This window comes from Pseudomonas violetae (genome assembly GCF_023072615.1).
GTDB classification, from domain to species: Bacteria; Pseudomonadota; Gammaproteobacteria; order Pseudomonadales; family Pseudomonadaceae; genus Aquipseudomonas; species Aquipseudomonas violetae.
In genome coordinates this window covers 55,882-71,247 of sequence record NZ_JAKNRW010000026.1, presented here as the reverse complement: position 1 = coordinate 71,247, position 15,366 = coordinate 55,882, and the positions used below count along the sequence as shown (strand labels likewise).

At 59.2% G+C, this 15,366-nt stretch carries 8 protein-coding genes; 6 read left to right on the top strand and 2 right to left on the bottom strand.

The features are described from left to right. The 4 genes from L9059_RS22965 to msrA all read left to right on the top strand — a co-directional run. The coding region (locus tag L9059_RS22965) for a 2-oxo acid dehydrogenase subunit E2 (RefSeq protein ID WP_247293192.1) at positions 1 to 956 on the top strand (956 nt) is incomplete at its 5' end. 274 nt (positions 957 to 1,230) lie between these two features. Continuing rightward, a complete protein-coding gene (locus L9059_RS22960) occupies positions 1,231 to 2,625 on the top strand; it encodes an alkaline phosphatase D family protein (protein WP_247293191.1) in 1,395 nt (464 codons plus the stop codon). A gap of 222 nt (positions 2,626 to 2,847) precedes the next feature. Next, positions 2,848 to 5,541 carry a sensor domain-containing phosphodiesterase gene (locus tag L9059_RS22955; RefSeq protein WP_247293190.1) on the top strand — a complete coding sequence of 898 codons (2,694 nt, stop codon included), beginning with the start codon at positions 2,848 to 2,850 and terminating at the stop codon, positions 5,539 to 5,541. 69 nt (positions 5,542 to 5,610) lie between these two features. Then, entirely contained in the window at positions 5,611 to 6,258 is a 648-nt protein-coding gene (gene msrA, locus L9059_RS22950; RefSeq protein WP_247293189.1) for a peptide-methionine (S)-S-oxide reductase MsrA, read from the top strand. Positions 6,259 to 6,386: 128 nt separating this feature from the next. Here msrA and L9059_RS22945 read toward each other — a convergent pair whose 3' ends face one another. Continuing rightward, entirely contained in the window at positions 6,387 to 7,223 is an 837-nt protein-coding gene (locus tag L9059_RS22945; RefSeq protein WP_247293188.1) for a 23S rRNA (adenine(2030)-N(6))-methyltransferase RlmJ, read from the bottom strand. Positions 7,224 to 7,389: 166 nt separating this feature from the next. Next, positions 7,390 to 8,874 carry a sodium/proline symporter PutP gene (gene putP / locus L9059_RS22940; protein WP_247293187.1) on the bottom strand — a complete coding sequence of 495 codons (1,485 nt, stop codon included), beginning with the start codon at positions 8,872 to 8,874 and terminating at the stop codon, positions 7,390 to 7,392. A 463-nt stretch (positions 8,875 to 9,337) separates the two neighbouring features. On the opposite strand from putP, the gene putA reads away from it, so the two are divergent. Further along, positions 9,338 to 13,288, top strand: a complete 3,951-nt coding sequence (gene putA / locus L9059_RS22935; protein ID WP_247293186.1) for a trifunctional transcriptional regulator/proline dehydrogenase/L-glutamate gamma-semialdehyde dehydrogenase — start codon at positions 9,338 to 9,340, stop codon at positions 13,286 to 13,288. Between the two features lie 256 nt (positions 13,289 to 13,544). Next, the gene (locus L9059_RS22930; RefSeq protein ID WP_247293185.1) at positions 13,545 to 15,347 is read left to right on the top strand and encodes an acyl-CoA dehydrogenase; all 1,803 of its coding nucleotides are present in this window, start codon (positions 13,545 to 13,547) and stop codon (positions 15,345 to 15,347) included. The last annotated feature ends 19 nt before the right edge of the window (positions 15,348 to 15,366 follow it).

Here is a 15,366-nt window from a genome sequence, read left to right as displayed (position 1 = left end):
CTGCGGCACCGGCTGCAGCACCGGCCAAGCCGGGCGCCAAGGTTCACGCAGGCCCGGCCGTTCGCCAACTGGCCCGTGAATTCGGTGTCGAGCTGAGCGCTGTTGGCGCCAGCGGCCCACACGGTCGCATCCTCAAAGAAGACGTGCAGGTTTACGTCAAGGCCATGATGCAGAAGGCCAAGGAAGCACCGGCCGCTGCTGGCGGCGCAACCGGTGGCGCGGGCATCCCGCCGATTCCGGTCGTAGACTTCAGCCGCTTCGGTGAAACCGAAGAAGTGCCGATGACTCGCCTGATGCAGATCGGCGCGTCGAGCCTGCACCGCAGCTGGTTGAACATTCCGCACGTGACTCAGTTCGATTCGGCTGATATCACCGACCTGGAAGCGTTCCGTATCGCCCAGAAAGCCGTTGCAGAGAAGGCCGGCGTCAAGCTGACCATCCTGCCGCTGCTGCTCAAATCCTGCGCGCACCTGCTCAAGGAACTGCCGGACTTCAACAGTTCGCTGGCTCCAAGTGGCAAGGCGATCATTCGCAAGAAGTACGTGAATATTGGCTTCGCAGTCGACACCCCTGAAGGCCTGCTGGTACCGGTCATCAAGAACGTCGACCAGAAAAGCCTGTTGCAACTGGCAGCCGAAGCCGCTGCGCTGGCCGCCAAAGCCCGCGACAAAAAGCTCACCGCTGACGACATGCAGGGCGCCTGCTTCACCATTTCCAGCCTCGGCCACATTGGCGGCACCGGCTTCACGCCGATCGTCAACGCGCCGGAAGTGGCGATCCTTGGAGTCTCCAAGGCAACCATCCAGCCAGTCTGGGACGGCAAAGCCTTCCAGCCGAAACTGATGCTGCCACTGTCGCTGTCCTACGATCACCGTGTGATCAACGGCGCCGCTGCTGCACGCTTCACCAAGCGCCTGAGTGATCTGCTCGCGGACATCCGCACCATTCTGTTGTAACACCGGCCGGCCCTCCCTCGCTGGAGGGCCAGTTGCGTTCTGCGTTTTCCGAGCGCCACGCTCGTACCTCAACCCCGCCAATTTGGCGGGGCTTTTTTTGCCCGAAGTTTTTAACCAGGACGTCCTACAGTTGTAGCTGATATCGCCCACAAATTGAGTCGATTTCTACCCAGTATTTTTTAGGGCCCAATCAATAGTCTTGATGATGCGGCTTTAACTACGCGCACCGACATCAATACTTGATTGATTAGCGCAATACTGAATGGGCTCAAGTATGTTCAAACCAACGGTAGGCCCGATTATTGGCCACACGACAACCGATCACGCACGTATTTTTGTGCGCGGAAAATTTCAGAAGCATAGTCAGGTATTTGCGGGCATTCGATACAGGCAGCGTGGAGATGTCACATGGATGAACAGTGTTTTTTGCCAACTCGAACACACTAGAGACATGTCCCAGGTCATGGCGCTCAATGAACTGGCCGCCGACACCGAATATGAATATCAAGCGGGCTGGTTCACCGTTTCGAGCTCGGTAAACGCCCCTGACACACTGACCGAATTACCGCTGCAATGGCCCGGGGATATATATCGTTTCCGCACCCACTCGACTCAAGTCACCCGCCCCCGCGCCTACATCTTCGGCTCCTGCCGATACTTGCGGTTAACCGCCGGGGTGCCAATCCTGCCGCACCTGAGCGACCGCATCTTTGCTTCTATCGCTCAACTTGCAGAGCAAAGTGATCCGCCGATCAGTTCCATTTTGATGACTGGCGACCAAGTCTACGTGGATGATTTGAATGCGGTTGCCCCGGACTGCGAGCTGGCGGAAATACTCACCAAGTATCGCAGTGCTTTTTCCCAGCCCAATATCAGCCAAGTAATGTCCAGCACACCTACCTACATGATCCTGGACGATCACGAAATCGAAAACAATTGGCCGACAAATCGAAGTCGCCATGATGACCAGCTATATAACAACGCAATGTTCGCTTACGAGCTTTATCAGGCCAGTCACAGCCCGACTCATGATCTTCTTGATAATGGCCAGGTCAATCCGGCTTCTGACCGGTATTGGTATCAGTTTTCCGAAGGCGATATTGAATGGTTTGTCATTGATTGCCGGACACAGCGTAATTTAGCCCCTAATGACCGACGCATGCTTGATGAAAAGCAAGAACTGGCCCTGAGTGACTGGTTAATCAACAGTACAGCCCGGGTAAAGTTAGTGGTCACCAGTGTAATGATGTACCCCGACCTGATCATAAACGGCGACGATGGCTGGAAAGGTTTTCCGCAGCAACGCCTGCGGCTGCTGGAGACCATCCGCAAGCACCGCATCAAGAATGTCGTTATTGTGTCCGGCGATGTACATGGCTCACTGGTCAGCCGACTGACCCACAGCGAAGACCCGGAATTCGAGATTCACACCCTGGTGTCATCGCCGCTGAGCAACAGCAGAATGCTGCCCTACGCCAGGACTCGCAGCTTCATTCTCGATCAGCCATTGGCCAGGACTGAAGCGGGCGAATATCGGCACGATCTGGTCGGCGAGGTGATCAGCCAAGATAACTTCGCACATTTGGTGATTGACCGTGCAAACCTGCGCGTCAGCTATCACGGTAGAGCAGGCAACCTGTTACAGAGAATTGATATTCCATTGCGTTGAAAATTCCAGGGTCACAGCCCTCGGCTCGGTGATCCTTTCGGGCCGGAACAATACTTTCGGCCCACGACTGCAGAATTTCCAATCGGTGCCGACATATTCTTATAGCACTTGGCCTCTATCTCTCTTGTCAGTCGGTGTCGCAATGATGCAACCTTGCGACACGCAACAGAAAAGAAGGCGCAAGCCCGGCGCGACCAGCACTTTCGAAGCGAGTCTCCCTTCATGAAAAGCCAACCCGATGCCGCCAGCCGTATGGTGGCCGAGGTAGTGACGCAATTGCCTGTGCCCTCTCGGCTCGGCATGCTGCGTTTCGAGCGGCTGAATGAAGCCAGCTGGGCGATGTTGTTTCTAGACCCCAATTGCGAACGACAATTTGCCCTGGCGGCGGTAGAGCTCTGTTCCCTGGTCAGCTCGCCCTACGCCAGCCTGATGGAGCCGCAAGCGCGTCATCAACTGCATGACGCGATTCAACAGCAGCTCACAGAAGCCTCCAGTTACCTGATCCGCTACACACTGCACACGCCCGCCGGCGCTTTGAAGCTGCTGGAACTGGGTGAAGCGTTCAAACAGCACAACCGACAACTGTTGCGCGGCTACCTACTGGTGGTAGACGAACTGTTCGATGGCAACCCGCTGCTGGCGGCACTGGACCTGGAAACCCAGAACTCGCGCCTGCAAATCGCCCTTGAACTCAACCAGCGCACCCAGCAGGAACAGCTGATGCACCTGGAGCGGGTGCGTGCGCAGCAAGACTTGATCCTGCTGCTGACCCGTCAGCGCTACACCAGCATCAATTCCCTGCAGGAAGCCGCCGAACTGATCACCCGCAGCGCCTGTGACATCTACGAGGTCGATTGCGCCAGCTTGTGGAATCTCGAAGGGTCGATGCTGGTACCGATCTCCGCCTATCACCGCGCAAGCCAGCATCATCATCTGCCAGACCCGATCGATATCAGCGGTTTCCCTGACTATCTGCAAGCGCTGCACACCGGCCGCGCCATCGATGCCCACAACGTCATGCGTGACCCGCGCACCCGGGAGCTGGTCGAATGCCTGCGGCCACGGGATGTCATCGCCATGCTCGATGCCAGCGTTCGGGTAGACGGGCAGGTGGTTGGGGTCCTGTGCCTGGAGCAGAGTGCCACCGCCCGCGCCTGGCAGTCGGACGAAATAGCCTTCGCCGGCGAGCTGGCAGACCAATTCGCCCAAGTGATCAGCAATCACAACCGACGCACAGCCACCAGTGCCCTGCACCTGTTCCAGCGCGCCGTAGAGCAGAGCGCGAACGCCTTTTTGCTGGTCAATTGCGACGGCGTCGTGGAGTACGTCAACCCAAGCTTCACAGCGATCACCCAGTACAGCACCGAGGAAGTTCACGGCCAGCAACTGTCGCAACTGCCAGCGCTGGAAAACCTCAGTGAACTGCTGTTCGACGCGACTTCAGCGCTGGCCAAAAGCAACAGCTGGCAGGGCGAGTTCAAAAGCCGGCGCAAAAACCTCGAGCCCTACTGGGGCCAGTTATCGATTTCCAAGGTGTACGGCGACAACCGCGAGCTCACGCATTACATCGGCATTTATGAAGACATCACCCAAACCAAACTCGCCCAGCAGCGTATCGAACGCCTCGCCTACACCGACAACCTGACCAATCTGGGCAATCGACCAGCCTTCATCCGCAACCTCGATGAACGCTTCGCCCGCGACACCGATACCCCCATCAGCCTGCTGCTGGTGGACATCGACAACTTCAAGCGGATCAACGACAGCCTTGGCCACCAGACTGGCGACAAGCTGTTGATCAGCCTCGCTCGCCGCCTGCGCAACAGCTTGAGCCCCAGTGGCAGCCTGGCGCGCTTTGCCAGCAACGAGTTCGCCGTGCTGCTGGACAACACCGACCTCTGCACCGGCCAGCTAGTAGCCAACCAGCTGCTGGCGACGTTAGACAAGCCGATGTTTGTCGACAACCAGTTGATCAGCGTCACCGGCTCCGTCGGCCTGGCCTGCGCGCCGCTGCATGGGCGGGATCCGCAAACGCTGATGCGCAACGCCGGCCTGGCGCTGCACAAGGCCAAGGCCAACGGCAAGCATCAGGTTCAGGTGTTCACCGAGGCGTTGAATGCCGAGGCCAGCTACAAACTATTCGTCGAGAACAACCTGCGTCGCGCCCTGACCCAGAACGAACTGGATGTGTTCTACCAGCCCAAGCTGTGCCTGCGCAGCGGGCGTCTGCTGGGAATGGAAGCGCTGCTGCGCTGGAACCATCCTGACAAGGGCATGATCCGCCCGGACCAATTCATCAGCGTCGCCGAGGAAACCGGGCTGATCATCCCGATCGGCAAATGGATCGCGCGCCAGGCCTGCCGCATGAGCAAAGATCTGACGGCAGCTGGCCTGGGTAACCTGCAGGTGGCGATTAACCTGTCGCCCAAACAGTTCTCCGACCCGGACCTGGTGGCGTCCATCGCCAATATCCTCAAGGAAGAAGCGCTGCCGGCCAACCTGCTGGAGCTCGAATTAACGGAAGGCCTGCTGCTGGAAGCGACCGAAGACACTCACTTGCAACTCGACCAGCTCAAGCACCTTGGCCTGACACTGGCCATGGACGACTTCGGCACCGGCTACTCTTCGCTGAGCTACCTGAAAAAATTCCCGATCGACATCATCAAGATTGATCGCAGCTTCATCCACGAGATCCCGGACAACCAGGACGACATGGAAATCACCTCCGCAGTGATCGCGATGGCCCACAACCTGAAGCTCAAGGTGGTGGCCGAAGGCATCGAGACCGCCGAACAGCTGGCTTTCCTGCGCCGCCACCGCTGCGACGTCGGCCAAGGCTACCTGTTTGATCGACCGATTCCGGGCAGCGAGCTGATCGACAAGCTCAAACGCTACCCACGCGGACCAATTGCCTGACAGGGATGTAACACTCGGGCACACTGGCGGTCTGTCTATTTACATCCAACCTGACTGAGAGGACTGATCATGGTTCTGCGCTCGGAAATCCTGGTAAACAAAAACGTGCTCCCGACTAAAGAACAAGCTCTGCCTGGCCGCGAAACCCCAATGTCCCTGCCAGAAAAACATTTCGTCCACGACGCTCCGCTGCTGGGCCCGTTCGTCACCGATGTGGATTTCGCGATCTTCGGCTTGGGCTGCTTCTGGGGTGCGGAACGCAAATTCTGGCAGCGCGAAGGCGTCGTCAGTACGGTAGTGGGCTATGCTGGCGGCTTCACGCCAAACCCGACATACGAAGAAGTCTGCTCCGGCCTGACTGGCCACAGCGAAGTCGTGCTGGTGGTTTACGAGCCGGCAAAGGTCAGCTACGAAGCACTGCTGAAAATGTTCTGGGAACTGCATAACCCGACCCAGGGCATGCGCCAGGGCAACGACATCGGTACGCAGTATCGCTCGGTGATCTATGCCACCAACCCGACCCAACTGGAAGCGGCCAAGGCCAGCGCGCAAGTGTTCCAGGCCGAGTTGACCAAAGCTGGCAAAGGCACCATTACCACCGAAATCGACGAAGCGCCGACGGTCTACTTCGCCGAGGCGTATCACCAGCAGTACCTGGCGAAAAATCCTGAAGGGTATTGCGGGATCGGCGGCACTGGCGTGACTTGCCCGATCTGATGCCACCATTGTAGGAGCCGGCTTGCTGGCGATGGTCGTCAACGATAACGCGGGAAACGTGACCCCCCGCGTTGTTCACTGGTTTCTCGCGAGCAAGCTCGCTCCTACAACGGTCGTGATCGCCGCTATTATTCGGCGATCAACCAATCCATCTGCCACCCACCCTGGGTCTGCCCAAGCTTCTGCGACAACCACGGCAGCAATTCGCGCAACTCCTCCTCCAGCCCCCACGGCGGATTGGCAATAGCCAACCCCGAGCCGTTCAAGCTGTTCGGTGTATCCAGTGGATGCACCAGCAACTCCACCCGCAACAACTTCGGCGCGCCGGTTCCTGCCAGGTCCTGATAGAAGCGCCGCAACATGCGCTGGTCCTTCACCGGATACCAGATCGCCGCCACCGTCTGGCGCATACGACCGACAGCCTCTTTCAGCGACGCCGCACAGCGCTGCATCTCATCGAGCTGCTCGAACGGCGGGTCGATCAACATCACCGCACGTTTCTCCTGCACCGGCAACATGGCTCGTGGCACATGCCAGCCCTCGCCAAGGTGCACCTTGACCCGCCGGTCACCGGCCATGTTGTCCTTGAGCAACAGGCCATCCTCGGGATGCTTCTCGTTGAGCATCACCCTATCCTGTGGTCGCGTCAGACGCCGCGCCAACTCCGGGGATCCCGGGTAATAGCGCAACTGGCCATCCGGGTTCATGTCGTGCAGCACCTTCATGTAATCAGCGGTCAATGCCGGCAAGTCCGGCTGATCCCACAGACGCGCAATGCCTTCGAGGTACTCACCGGTTCGGCTGGCCTGATCACCCTGCAGGTCATACAGGCCGATACCGGCGTGGGTATCAAGATAGGCAAACGGCTGCTCCTTGCGCGACATCAGGGCGATGAGGCGGGTCAAGGTCAGGTGTTTGAACACGTCGGCGTGATTGCCGGCATGGAAGGCGTGACGATAATTCATGATTGCTCCTGCGCAGGCCGGCAAGTTTACCCTGTACCGAGCGCAACGTCAGGGCTTCGCGGCTGAGCGGGCGAGACCGAGCTTCAGACATAAAAAAACGGCCCACCTCCAGAGGAGGTGGGCCGTTTCGTTTTCGGCAAAAGCTCAGAGCATCAGCTCATCGCGATTACTTGTTCAGGCGGAAATCTGCCTCGGCTGCGGCGAAGCGCTGCAGCATGCCTGCAGTCGGTGCGCCAAGCTTGCTGACGATGTAGATCGCCAGGCTGGCGAAGATGAAGCCCGGGATGATTTCGTACAGACCCAGCAGTTCGAAGTGTTTCCACACGATCACGGTGATCGCGCCGACCAGGATACCGGCCAGTGCGCCGTTGCGGGTCATGTCTTTCCAGATCACGGAGATCAGCACAACCGGACCAAATGCAGCACCAAAACCAGCCCAGGCATAGCTCACCAGGCCCAGTACGCGGTTTTCCGGGTTGGCGGCCATCCCGATGGCGATCAGGGCAACCAGCAGCACCATGACGCGACCAACCCAGACCAGCTCGACCTGGGAAGCGGATTTACGCAGGAAGGTCTTGTAGAAGTCTTCGGTCAGGGCGCTCGAGCACACCAGCAGTTGGCAGCTCAAGGTGCTCATGACAGCAGCCAGGATGGCCGACAGCAGTACACCGGCGACCCATGGATTGAACAGGATTTTCGCCAGCTCGATGAACACGCGCTCGGGGTTTTCGGTCACGGGACCGGCCACTTCAGGGTGCGCCGCGAAGTACGCGATGCCGAAGAAACCGACAGCCACGGTGCCGCCCAGGCACAGGATCATCCAGGTCATGGAAATGCGACGCGCCTTGGCGATCGACTTCACCGAATCCGCCGCCATGAAACGCGCGAGGATGTGCGGCTGGCCGAAGTAGCCCAGGCCCCAGCCCATCAGCGAAATCACGCCGATGAACGTAGTGTTTTTCAGCATGTCGAAATTGGTTGGATCTTGCGCTTCGATGGCCAGGAACGTGGTATCGACGCCGCCAGAAGCCAACAGCAGAATGATCGGGGTCAGCAACAGCGCAAAGATCATCAGCGTGGCTTGCACGGTGTCGGTCCAGCTCACTGCCAGGAAACCACCCACGAAGGTGTAGGCGATCGTCGCCGCAGCACCGGCCCACAACGCAGTCTCGTAGGACAGGCCAAAGGTGCTTTCGAACAGACGGGCGCCCGCCACGATGCCGGATGCGCAATAGATGGTGAAGAACACCAGGATCACTACCGCCGAGATGATCCGCAGCAGACCACTTTTGTCTTCAAACCGGCTGGAGAAGTAATCCGGCAGCGTCAGCGCATCGCCGTTGTGCTCGGTTTGCACACGCAGACGTCCGGCGACGAACAGCCAGTTCAGGTAGGCACCCACGATCAGGCCGATGGCAATCCAGCTTTCGGACAGACCGGACATGTAGATAGCGCCCGGCAGGCCCATCAGCAACCAGCCGCTCATGTCTGAGGCGCCGGCGGACAATGCGGTGACCACGCTGCCCAGGCTACGACCGCCCAAAATGTAGTCGGAAAGGTTATTGGTGGAGCGATAGGCCATTAAGCCAATCAGCACCATTACTGCGATGTAGATCACGAAAGTGATCAGGGTTGGATTGCTAACGCTCATTAAGTTACGCCCTGGCTTTGTTTTTATGTAGCGGCGGTTTTGGCTAACCGCTCGCAAACGACGACGTTTGACAGGCGATTGTGGATCCCGCGCATTTATGACTGATGTTTCCCCAGGAAAGCCATCAGCCGGCACACCTGACATTTGAGCCGGTTGCACCTTCGCCGCGAATGCTATTCAACAAAGCAAATAAGGTGCAACCAGTTTTTGGCGAATAAGTTGCACCTAGTCGGAATTATTTGATAAATGTCGTTTCTTGCTCCCTTTTAGGGCAGTTTCCGGTCATTACTATAAGTAAAAGCACCAAGCAGGAGCGGTACATGGGTACCGGAATTTATTTCCTGACGAACTGCCTGTAATTCCGACAAAAAAAGGGTTGCACCCGGTTGCACCTCGATCAGCGCAGGGCTAATCTTGCCGCCAGCTGATGCCACGCAGTTGTGGCAAACATGAGGATAAAAATATGGCTACCACCACTCTTGGGGTCAAACTTGACGACCCGACCCGCGAACGCCTCAAGGCTGCCGCGACCTCGATTGATCGCACGCCGCACTGGCTGATCAAGCAGGCCATCTTCAATTACCTGGAGAAGCTCGAGGGTGGTGCAACCCTGACCGAGCTGAACGGTTTGACCAAGGATTCCGACGATTCCGTCGATGCGCCTCTGGATCATGCCCATCAGTGCTTCCTGGAGTTTGCTGAAAGCATCCTGCCGCAGTCCGTACTGCGCGCCTCGATCACCGCCGCCTACCGCCGCCCTGAGCCGGAAGTCGTACCGATGCTGATCGAGCAGGCTCGCCTGCCAGCGAGCATGGCCGAAGCCACTAATAAACTCGCCGCCTCGATCGCTGAAAAACTGCGTAACCAGAAGAGCGCTGGCGGCCGTGCCGGCATTGTTCAGGGCCTGTTGCAGGAGTTTTCCCTATCGTCCCAGGAAGGCGTGGCACTGATGTGCCTGGCCGAAGCGTTGCTGCGCATCCCGGACAAGGGCACCCGTGACGCGCTGATCCGCGACAAGATCAGCACTGGCAACTGGCACCCGCACCTTGGCAACAGTCCTTCACTGTTCGTCAACGCTGCCACCTGGGGCTTGCTGCTGACCGGCAAACTGGTCTCCACCCATAATGAAGCGGGCCTGACTTCATCCCTGAGCCGCATCATCGGCAAGAGCGGCGAGCCGATGATCCGCAAGGGCGTCGACATGGCTATGCGCCTGATGGGCGAGCAATTCGTCACCGGCGAAACCATCGCTGAAGCCCTGGCCAACGCGAGCAAGTTCGAAGCCAAGGGCTTCCGCTATTCCTACGACATGCTCGGTGAAGCCGCCCTCACCGAGCACGACGCGCAGAAATACCTGGCGTCGTACGAACAAGCCATCCACTCGATCGGCAAAGCGTCCCACGGTCGTGGGATCTATGAAGGCCCGGGCATCTCCATCAAGCTGTCGGCATTGCACCCGCGCTATAGCCGTGCGCAGTACGAGCGCGTGATGGAAGAGTTGTACCCGCGCCTGCTGTCGCTGACTTTGCTGGCCAAGCAATACGACATCGGCCTGAACATCGATGCCGAAGAAGCCGACCGCCTCGAGCTGTCGCTGGACCTGCTGGAGCGCTTGTGCTTCGAGCCGCAGCTGACTGGCTGGAATGGCATCGGCTTCGTGATCCAGGCTTACCAGAAACGTTGCCCGTACGTGATCGACTACGTGATCGACCTGGCTCGCCGCAGCCGTCATCGCCTGATGATCCGTCTGGTGAAAGGCGCGTACTGGGACAGCGAAATCAAGCGCGCACAGGTTGAAGGCCTGGAAGGCTACCCGGTCTACACCCGCAAGGTGTACACCGACGTTTCCTACATCGCTTGCGCACGCAAGCTGCTGTCGGTACCGGAAGTCATCTACCCGCAGTTCGCCACGCACAACGCCCACACCTTGTCGGCCATTTACCACATTGCCGGTCAGAACTATTACCCGGGCCAGTATGAGTTCCAGTGCCTGCACGGCATGGGTGAACCCCTGTATGAACAGGTTGTAGGCAAGGTTTCCGAAGGCAAGCTGAACCGTCCGTGCCGCGTGTATGCACCGGTCGGCACCCACGAAACTCTGTTGGCGTACCTGGTACGTCGCCTGCTGGAAAACGGCGCGAACACCTCGTTCGTCAACCGCATCGCCGACCAGTCCATCTCGATTCAGGAGCTGGTGGCCGATCCGGTAGCCAGCATCGAGCAGATGGCTACGCTGGAAGGCGGCTTCGGCCTGCCACACCCGCGTATTCCGCTGCCGCGCGATCTGTATGGTGCCGAGCGCGCCAACTCCAGCGGCATCGACATGGCCAACGAGCATCGTCTGGCTTCGCTGTCCTGTGCCCTGCTGGCCACCGCTCACAACAACTGGAAAGCTGCGCCAATGCTTGGTTGCGCCTCCAGCACTGAAACACCAGCGCCGGTTTTGAACCCGTCCGATCTGCGTGACGTGGTCGGTCATGTGCAGGAAGCGACCGTCGAAGACGTCGACAACGCGATCCAGTGCGCCCTGAACGCCGCGCCGATCTGGCAGGCCACCCCGCCCGCCGAACGTGCGGCGATTCTGGAACGTGCCGCCGACTTGATGGAAGGCGAAATCCAGCCGCTGATGGGCCTGCTGGCTCGCGAAGCTGGCAAGACCTTCGCCAACGCCATCGCCGAAGTGCGTGAAGCTGTGGACTTCCTGCGTTACTACGCGGTGCAGGCGCGCAACGATTTCACCAACGACGCGCACCGCCCACTGGGTCCTGTGGTCTGTATCAGCCCGTGGAACTTCCCGCTGGCGATCTTCAGCGGCCAGGTCGCTGCAGCACTGGCGGCCGGCAACCCGGTATTGGCCAAACCTGCAGAGCAAACTCCGCTGGTGGCCGCCCAGGCCGTGCGCCTGATGCTTGAGGCCGGTATCCCCGAAGGCGTCCTGCAACTGCTGCCTGGCCGCGGCGAAACCGTTGGTGCCCGTCTGGTCGGCGACGATCGGGTCAAAGGCGTGATGTTTACCGGCTCCACGGAAGTTGCGCGCTTGCTGCAACGCAACGTGGCAGGTCGCCTGGATGCCCAGGGCCGTCCGATTCCATTGATCGCCGAAACCGGCGGCCAGAACGCGATGATCGTCGACTCCTCAGCACTGACCGAACAAGTGGTGATCGACGTGGTGTCCTCGGCGTTCGATAGCGCCGGCCAACGTTGCTCGGCACTGCGCGTCCTGTGCTTGCAGGAAGATTCTGCAGACCGAGTGATCGAAATGCTCAAGGGCGCCATGGCGGAATGCCGTCTCGGCAACCCGGAGCGCCTGTCCGTGGACATCGGCCCGGTCATCGACGCCGAAGCCAAGGCTGGCATCGAGAAGCACATCCAGGGCATGCGCGACAAAGGTCGCAACGTCTATCAGGTGGCGATCGCCAACAGCGAAGAAGTCAAACGCGGCACCTTCGTGACGCCGACGCTGATCGAGCTGGAAAGCTTCGACGAGTTGCAACGGGAGATCTTCGGCCCGGTGCTGCACGTAGTGCGCTACAAGCGCAAGGACATAGACCAGTTGATCGGACAGATCAATGCGTCCGGCTACGGCCTGACCCTGGGTGTGCACACGCGCATCGACGAGACCATCGCCAAGGTCATCGACAACGTCAACGCCGGTAACGTCTACGTCAACCGCAACATTGTCGGCGCGGTGGTGGGTGTTCAACCCTTCGGTGGCGAAGGTCTGTCGGGCACCGGCCCGAAAGCGGGTGGCCCGCTGTACCTGTACCGCCTGCTGTCGACCCGTCCTACTGACGCGATCGAACAATCCTTCGCTCGCGGCGACGCTATCGCAGCACCGGACGTTCGTCTGCGTGACGCCATGAGCAAACCGCTGACAGCCTTGAAAACCTGGGCCGACAGCAACAAGTTCGCCGACCTGGCGACCTTGTGTGTGCAGTTCGCGGCGCAATCGCAAAGCGGAATCACCCGTGTTCTGGCAGGCCCGACCGGCGAGCGCAACAGCTATGCCATCCTACCGCGCGAACACGTATTGTGCCTGGCGGAAGTCGAAGGCGACCTGCTGACCCAACTGGCTGCCGTGCTGGCAGTCGGTGGTTCGGCGGTATGGCCCGAAGCCGAATTGACCAAGGCCGTGTTCGCACGTCTGCCGAAGGACGTTCAGGCGCGCATCAAGCTTGTTGCCGACTGGGGCAAGGACGAAGTGGTGTTTGATGCGGTTCTGCATCACGGCCATTCCGACCAGCTGCGCGCGGTCTGCCAGCAGGTGGCCAAGCGTGCGGGCGCAATTGTTGGAGTTCATGGGTTGTCCCAGGGCGAAACCAACATTGCGCTGGAGCGCCTGGTGATCGAGCGGGCATTGAGCGTTAACACTGCTGCGGCAGGTGGTAATGCGAGTTTGATGACGATCGGTTAACCGATCAGCCGGGCAGCTGCAATGGCTGCCCGGCTCAGTGCAAAACCCTGTGGGAGCGGGCTTGCCCGCGATAGCGATGTGTCAGTCACCCTTCGTGTTGACTGGACCGCCGCCATCGCGGGCAAGCCCGCTCCCACAGTGGTTTGTGGCATTGGCAAAGTTGCTGCACGGCCTCGACATCACGCTCATCAATCTTCCTGTTCACCCCGCCCTCCCCACGCCTAGACTCGGCCCATTCCAAAAAAGGTAAGCCGCCATGTCCGAGACGTTGCTCAGTTCCCGCAATCTGGCTTTCGAGCTGTACGAAGTCCTTGATGCCGAAGGCCTGACCCAGCGCGAGCGTTTCGCCGAGCACAATCGCGAAACCTTCGATGCCGCCCTGGGCACCGCCCGTAGCATTGCCGAAAAATTCTTCGCGCCGCACAACCGCAAGGGCGACGAGAACGAGCCACGTTACGAGGATGGCCAAGCGATTCTGATTCCGGAAGTGAAACCGGCAGTGGACGCCTTTCTCGAAGCCGGTTTCCTCAATGCCGCGCGCAGTTTCGAGGCGGGTGGCATGCAATTGCCTACGCTGCTGTCCCAGGCCTGCTTCGCGCACTTCCAGGCGGCCAACGCAGCGTCGACCTCATACCCATTCCTGACCATGGGTGCAGCCAACCTGATCGAAAGCTTCGGCACCGATGAGCAAAAGCAGCGGTTCCTGCAGCCGATGATCGACGGCCGCTTCTTTGGCACCATGGCGCTGACCGAACCCCATGCTGGCTCCTCCCTGTCGGATATTCGCACCCGCGCGGAGCCTGCGTCAGACGGCACTTATCGACTCAAGGGCAACAAGATCTTCATTTCGGGCGGCGATCACCCGTTGTCAGAAAATATCGTGCACATGGTGCTGGCCAAAATGCCGGACGCACCGACCGGGGTGAAGGGTATTTCGCTGTTCATCGTGCCCAAATTCCTGGTCAACGATGACGGCAGTCTGGGCAAGCGCAATGACGTATTACTGGCCGGTTTGTTCCACAAGATGGGATGGCGCGGCACCACGTCCACGGCACTTAACTTCGGCGATAACGGCGACTGTGTGGGCTATCTGGTAGGCAAACCGCATCAGGGCTTGAGCTACATGTTCCAGATGATGAACGAGGCGCGGATCGGCGTCGGCATGGGCGCCGTCATGCTCGGCTACGCCGGCTATCTGTACTCCCTGGAATATGCGCGCGAACGACCCCAGGGCCGCGTACCCGACAGCAAGGATCCGAATACCGCACCAGTGGCGATCATTCAGCACGCCGACGTCAAGCGCATGTTGCTGACACAGAAGGCATACGTCGAAGGCTCGTTCGACCTCGGGTTGTATGCGGCGCGGTTATTCGATGACACCACCACCCTTGAGGTTGAAAGCGAGCGCAAGCAGGCTCATGAATTGCTGGACCTGCTGACACCTATCGTTAAATCCTGGCCGTCGGAGTTCTGCCTCAAGGCCAATGAACTGGCGATCCAGATCCTCGGCGGTCACGGCTACACACGCGAGTATCCGGTGGAGCAGTATTACCGCGACAACCGTCTGAACCCGATCCACGAAGGCACCCACGGTATTCAGTCGCTGGATTTGCTGGGGCGCAAGCTGGCGCAGAACAGTGGTGCAGGGCTCAAGCAATTGATCCGCCTGATCGCCAATACTGCCGAGCGCGCTCATGCATACGAATCATTAACCCCTTTGCGCGAACCGCTGGAGAAACTGGTAGCGCGTCTGCAAACGGTGACCATTGGCCTACTGACCGACCTGGGTCAAGGCAAGATCAACAGCAGCCTGGCGAATTCGGCCCTGTACCTGAAAGTGTTCGGGCACACGGTGATCGGCTGGCGCTGGCTGGAGCAGGCGATTCGCGCCGAGGAAGGGTTGGCCAAGGGCAATGCGGCGGATGTCGGCTTCTATAAAGGCAAGCTGCAGGCGGCGCGGTATTTCCTCACTTGGGAAGTGCCGGGTTGCCACCATGAGCTGGCGATTCTTGAGGCCCGGGATGATGTTTGTCTTGGGATGCAGGATGAGTGGTTTTAAGCAAAGCCTAAGTAGTGCT

What these genes read in the sequence shown, in the direction of transcription:
- L9059_RS22960 (WP_247293191.1), top strand. Translation starts at nt 1,231, where the DNA reads ATGTTCAAACCAACGGTAGGCCCGATTATTGGCCACACGACAACCGAT.
- L9059_RS22955 (WP_247293190.1), top strand. Translation starts at nt 2,848, where the DNA reads ATGAAAAGCCAACCCGATGCCGCCAGCCGTATGGTGGCCGAGGTAGTG.
- L9059_RS22945 (WP_247293188.1), bottom strand. Translation starts at nt 7,223, where the DNA reads ATGAATTATCGTCACGCCTTCCATGCCGGCAATCACGCCGACGTGTTC.
- msrA (WP_247293189.1), top strand. Translation starts at nt 5,611, where the DNA reads ATGGTTCTGCGCTCGGAAATCCTGGTAAACAAAAACGTGCTCCCGACT.
- putP (WP_247293187.1), bottom strand. Translation starts at nt 8,874, where the DNA reads ATGAGCGTTAGCAATCCAACCCTGATCACTTTCGTGATCTACATCGCA.
- L9059_RS22930 (WP_247293185.1), top strand. Translation starts at nt 13,545, where the DNA reads ATGTCCGAGACGTTGCTCAGTTCCCGCAATCTGGCTTTCGAGCTGTAC.
- putA (WP_247293186.1), top strand. Translation starts at nt 9,338, where the DNA reads ATGGCTACCACCACTCTTGGGGTCAAACTTGACGACCCGACCCGCGAA.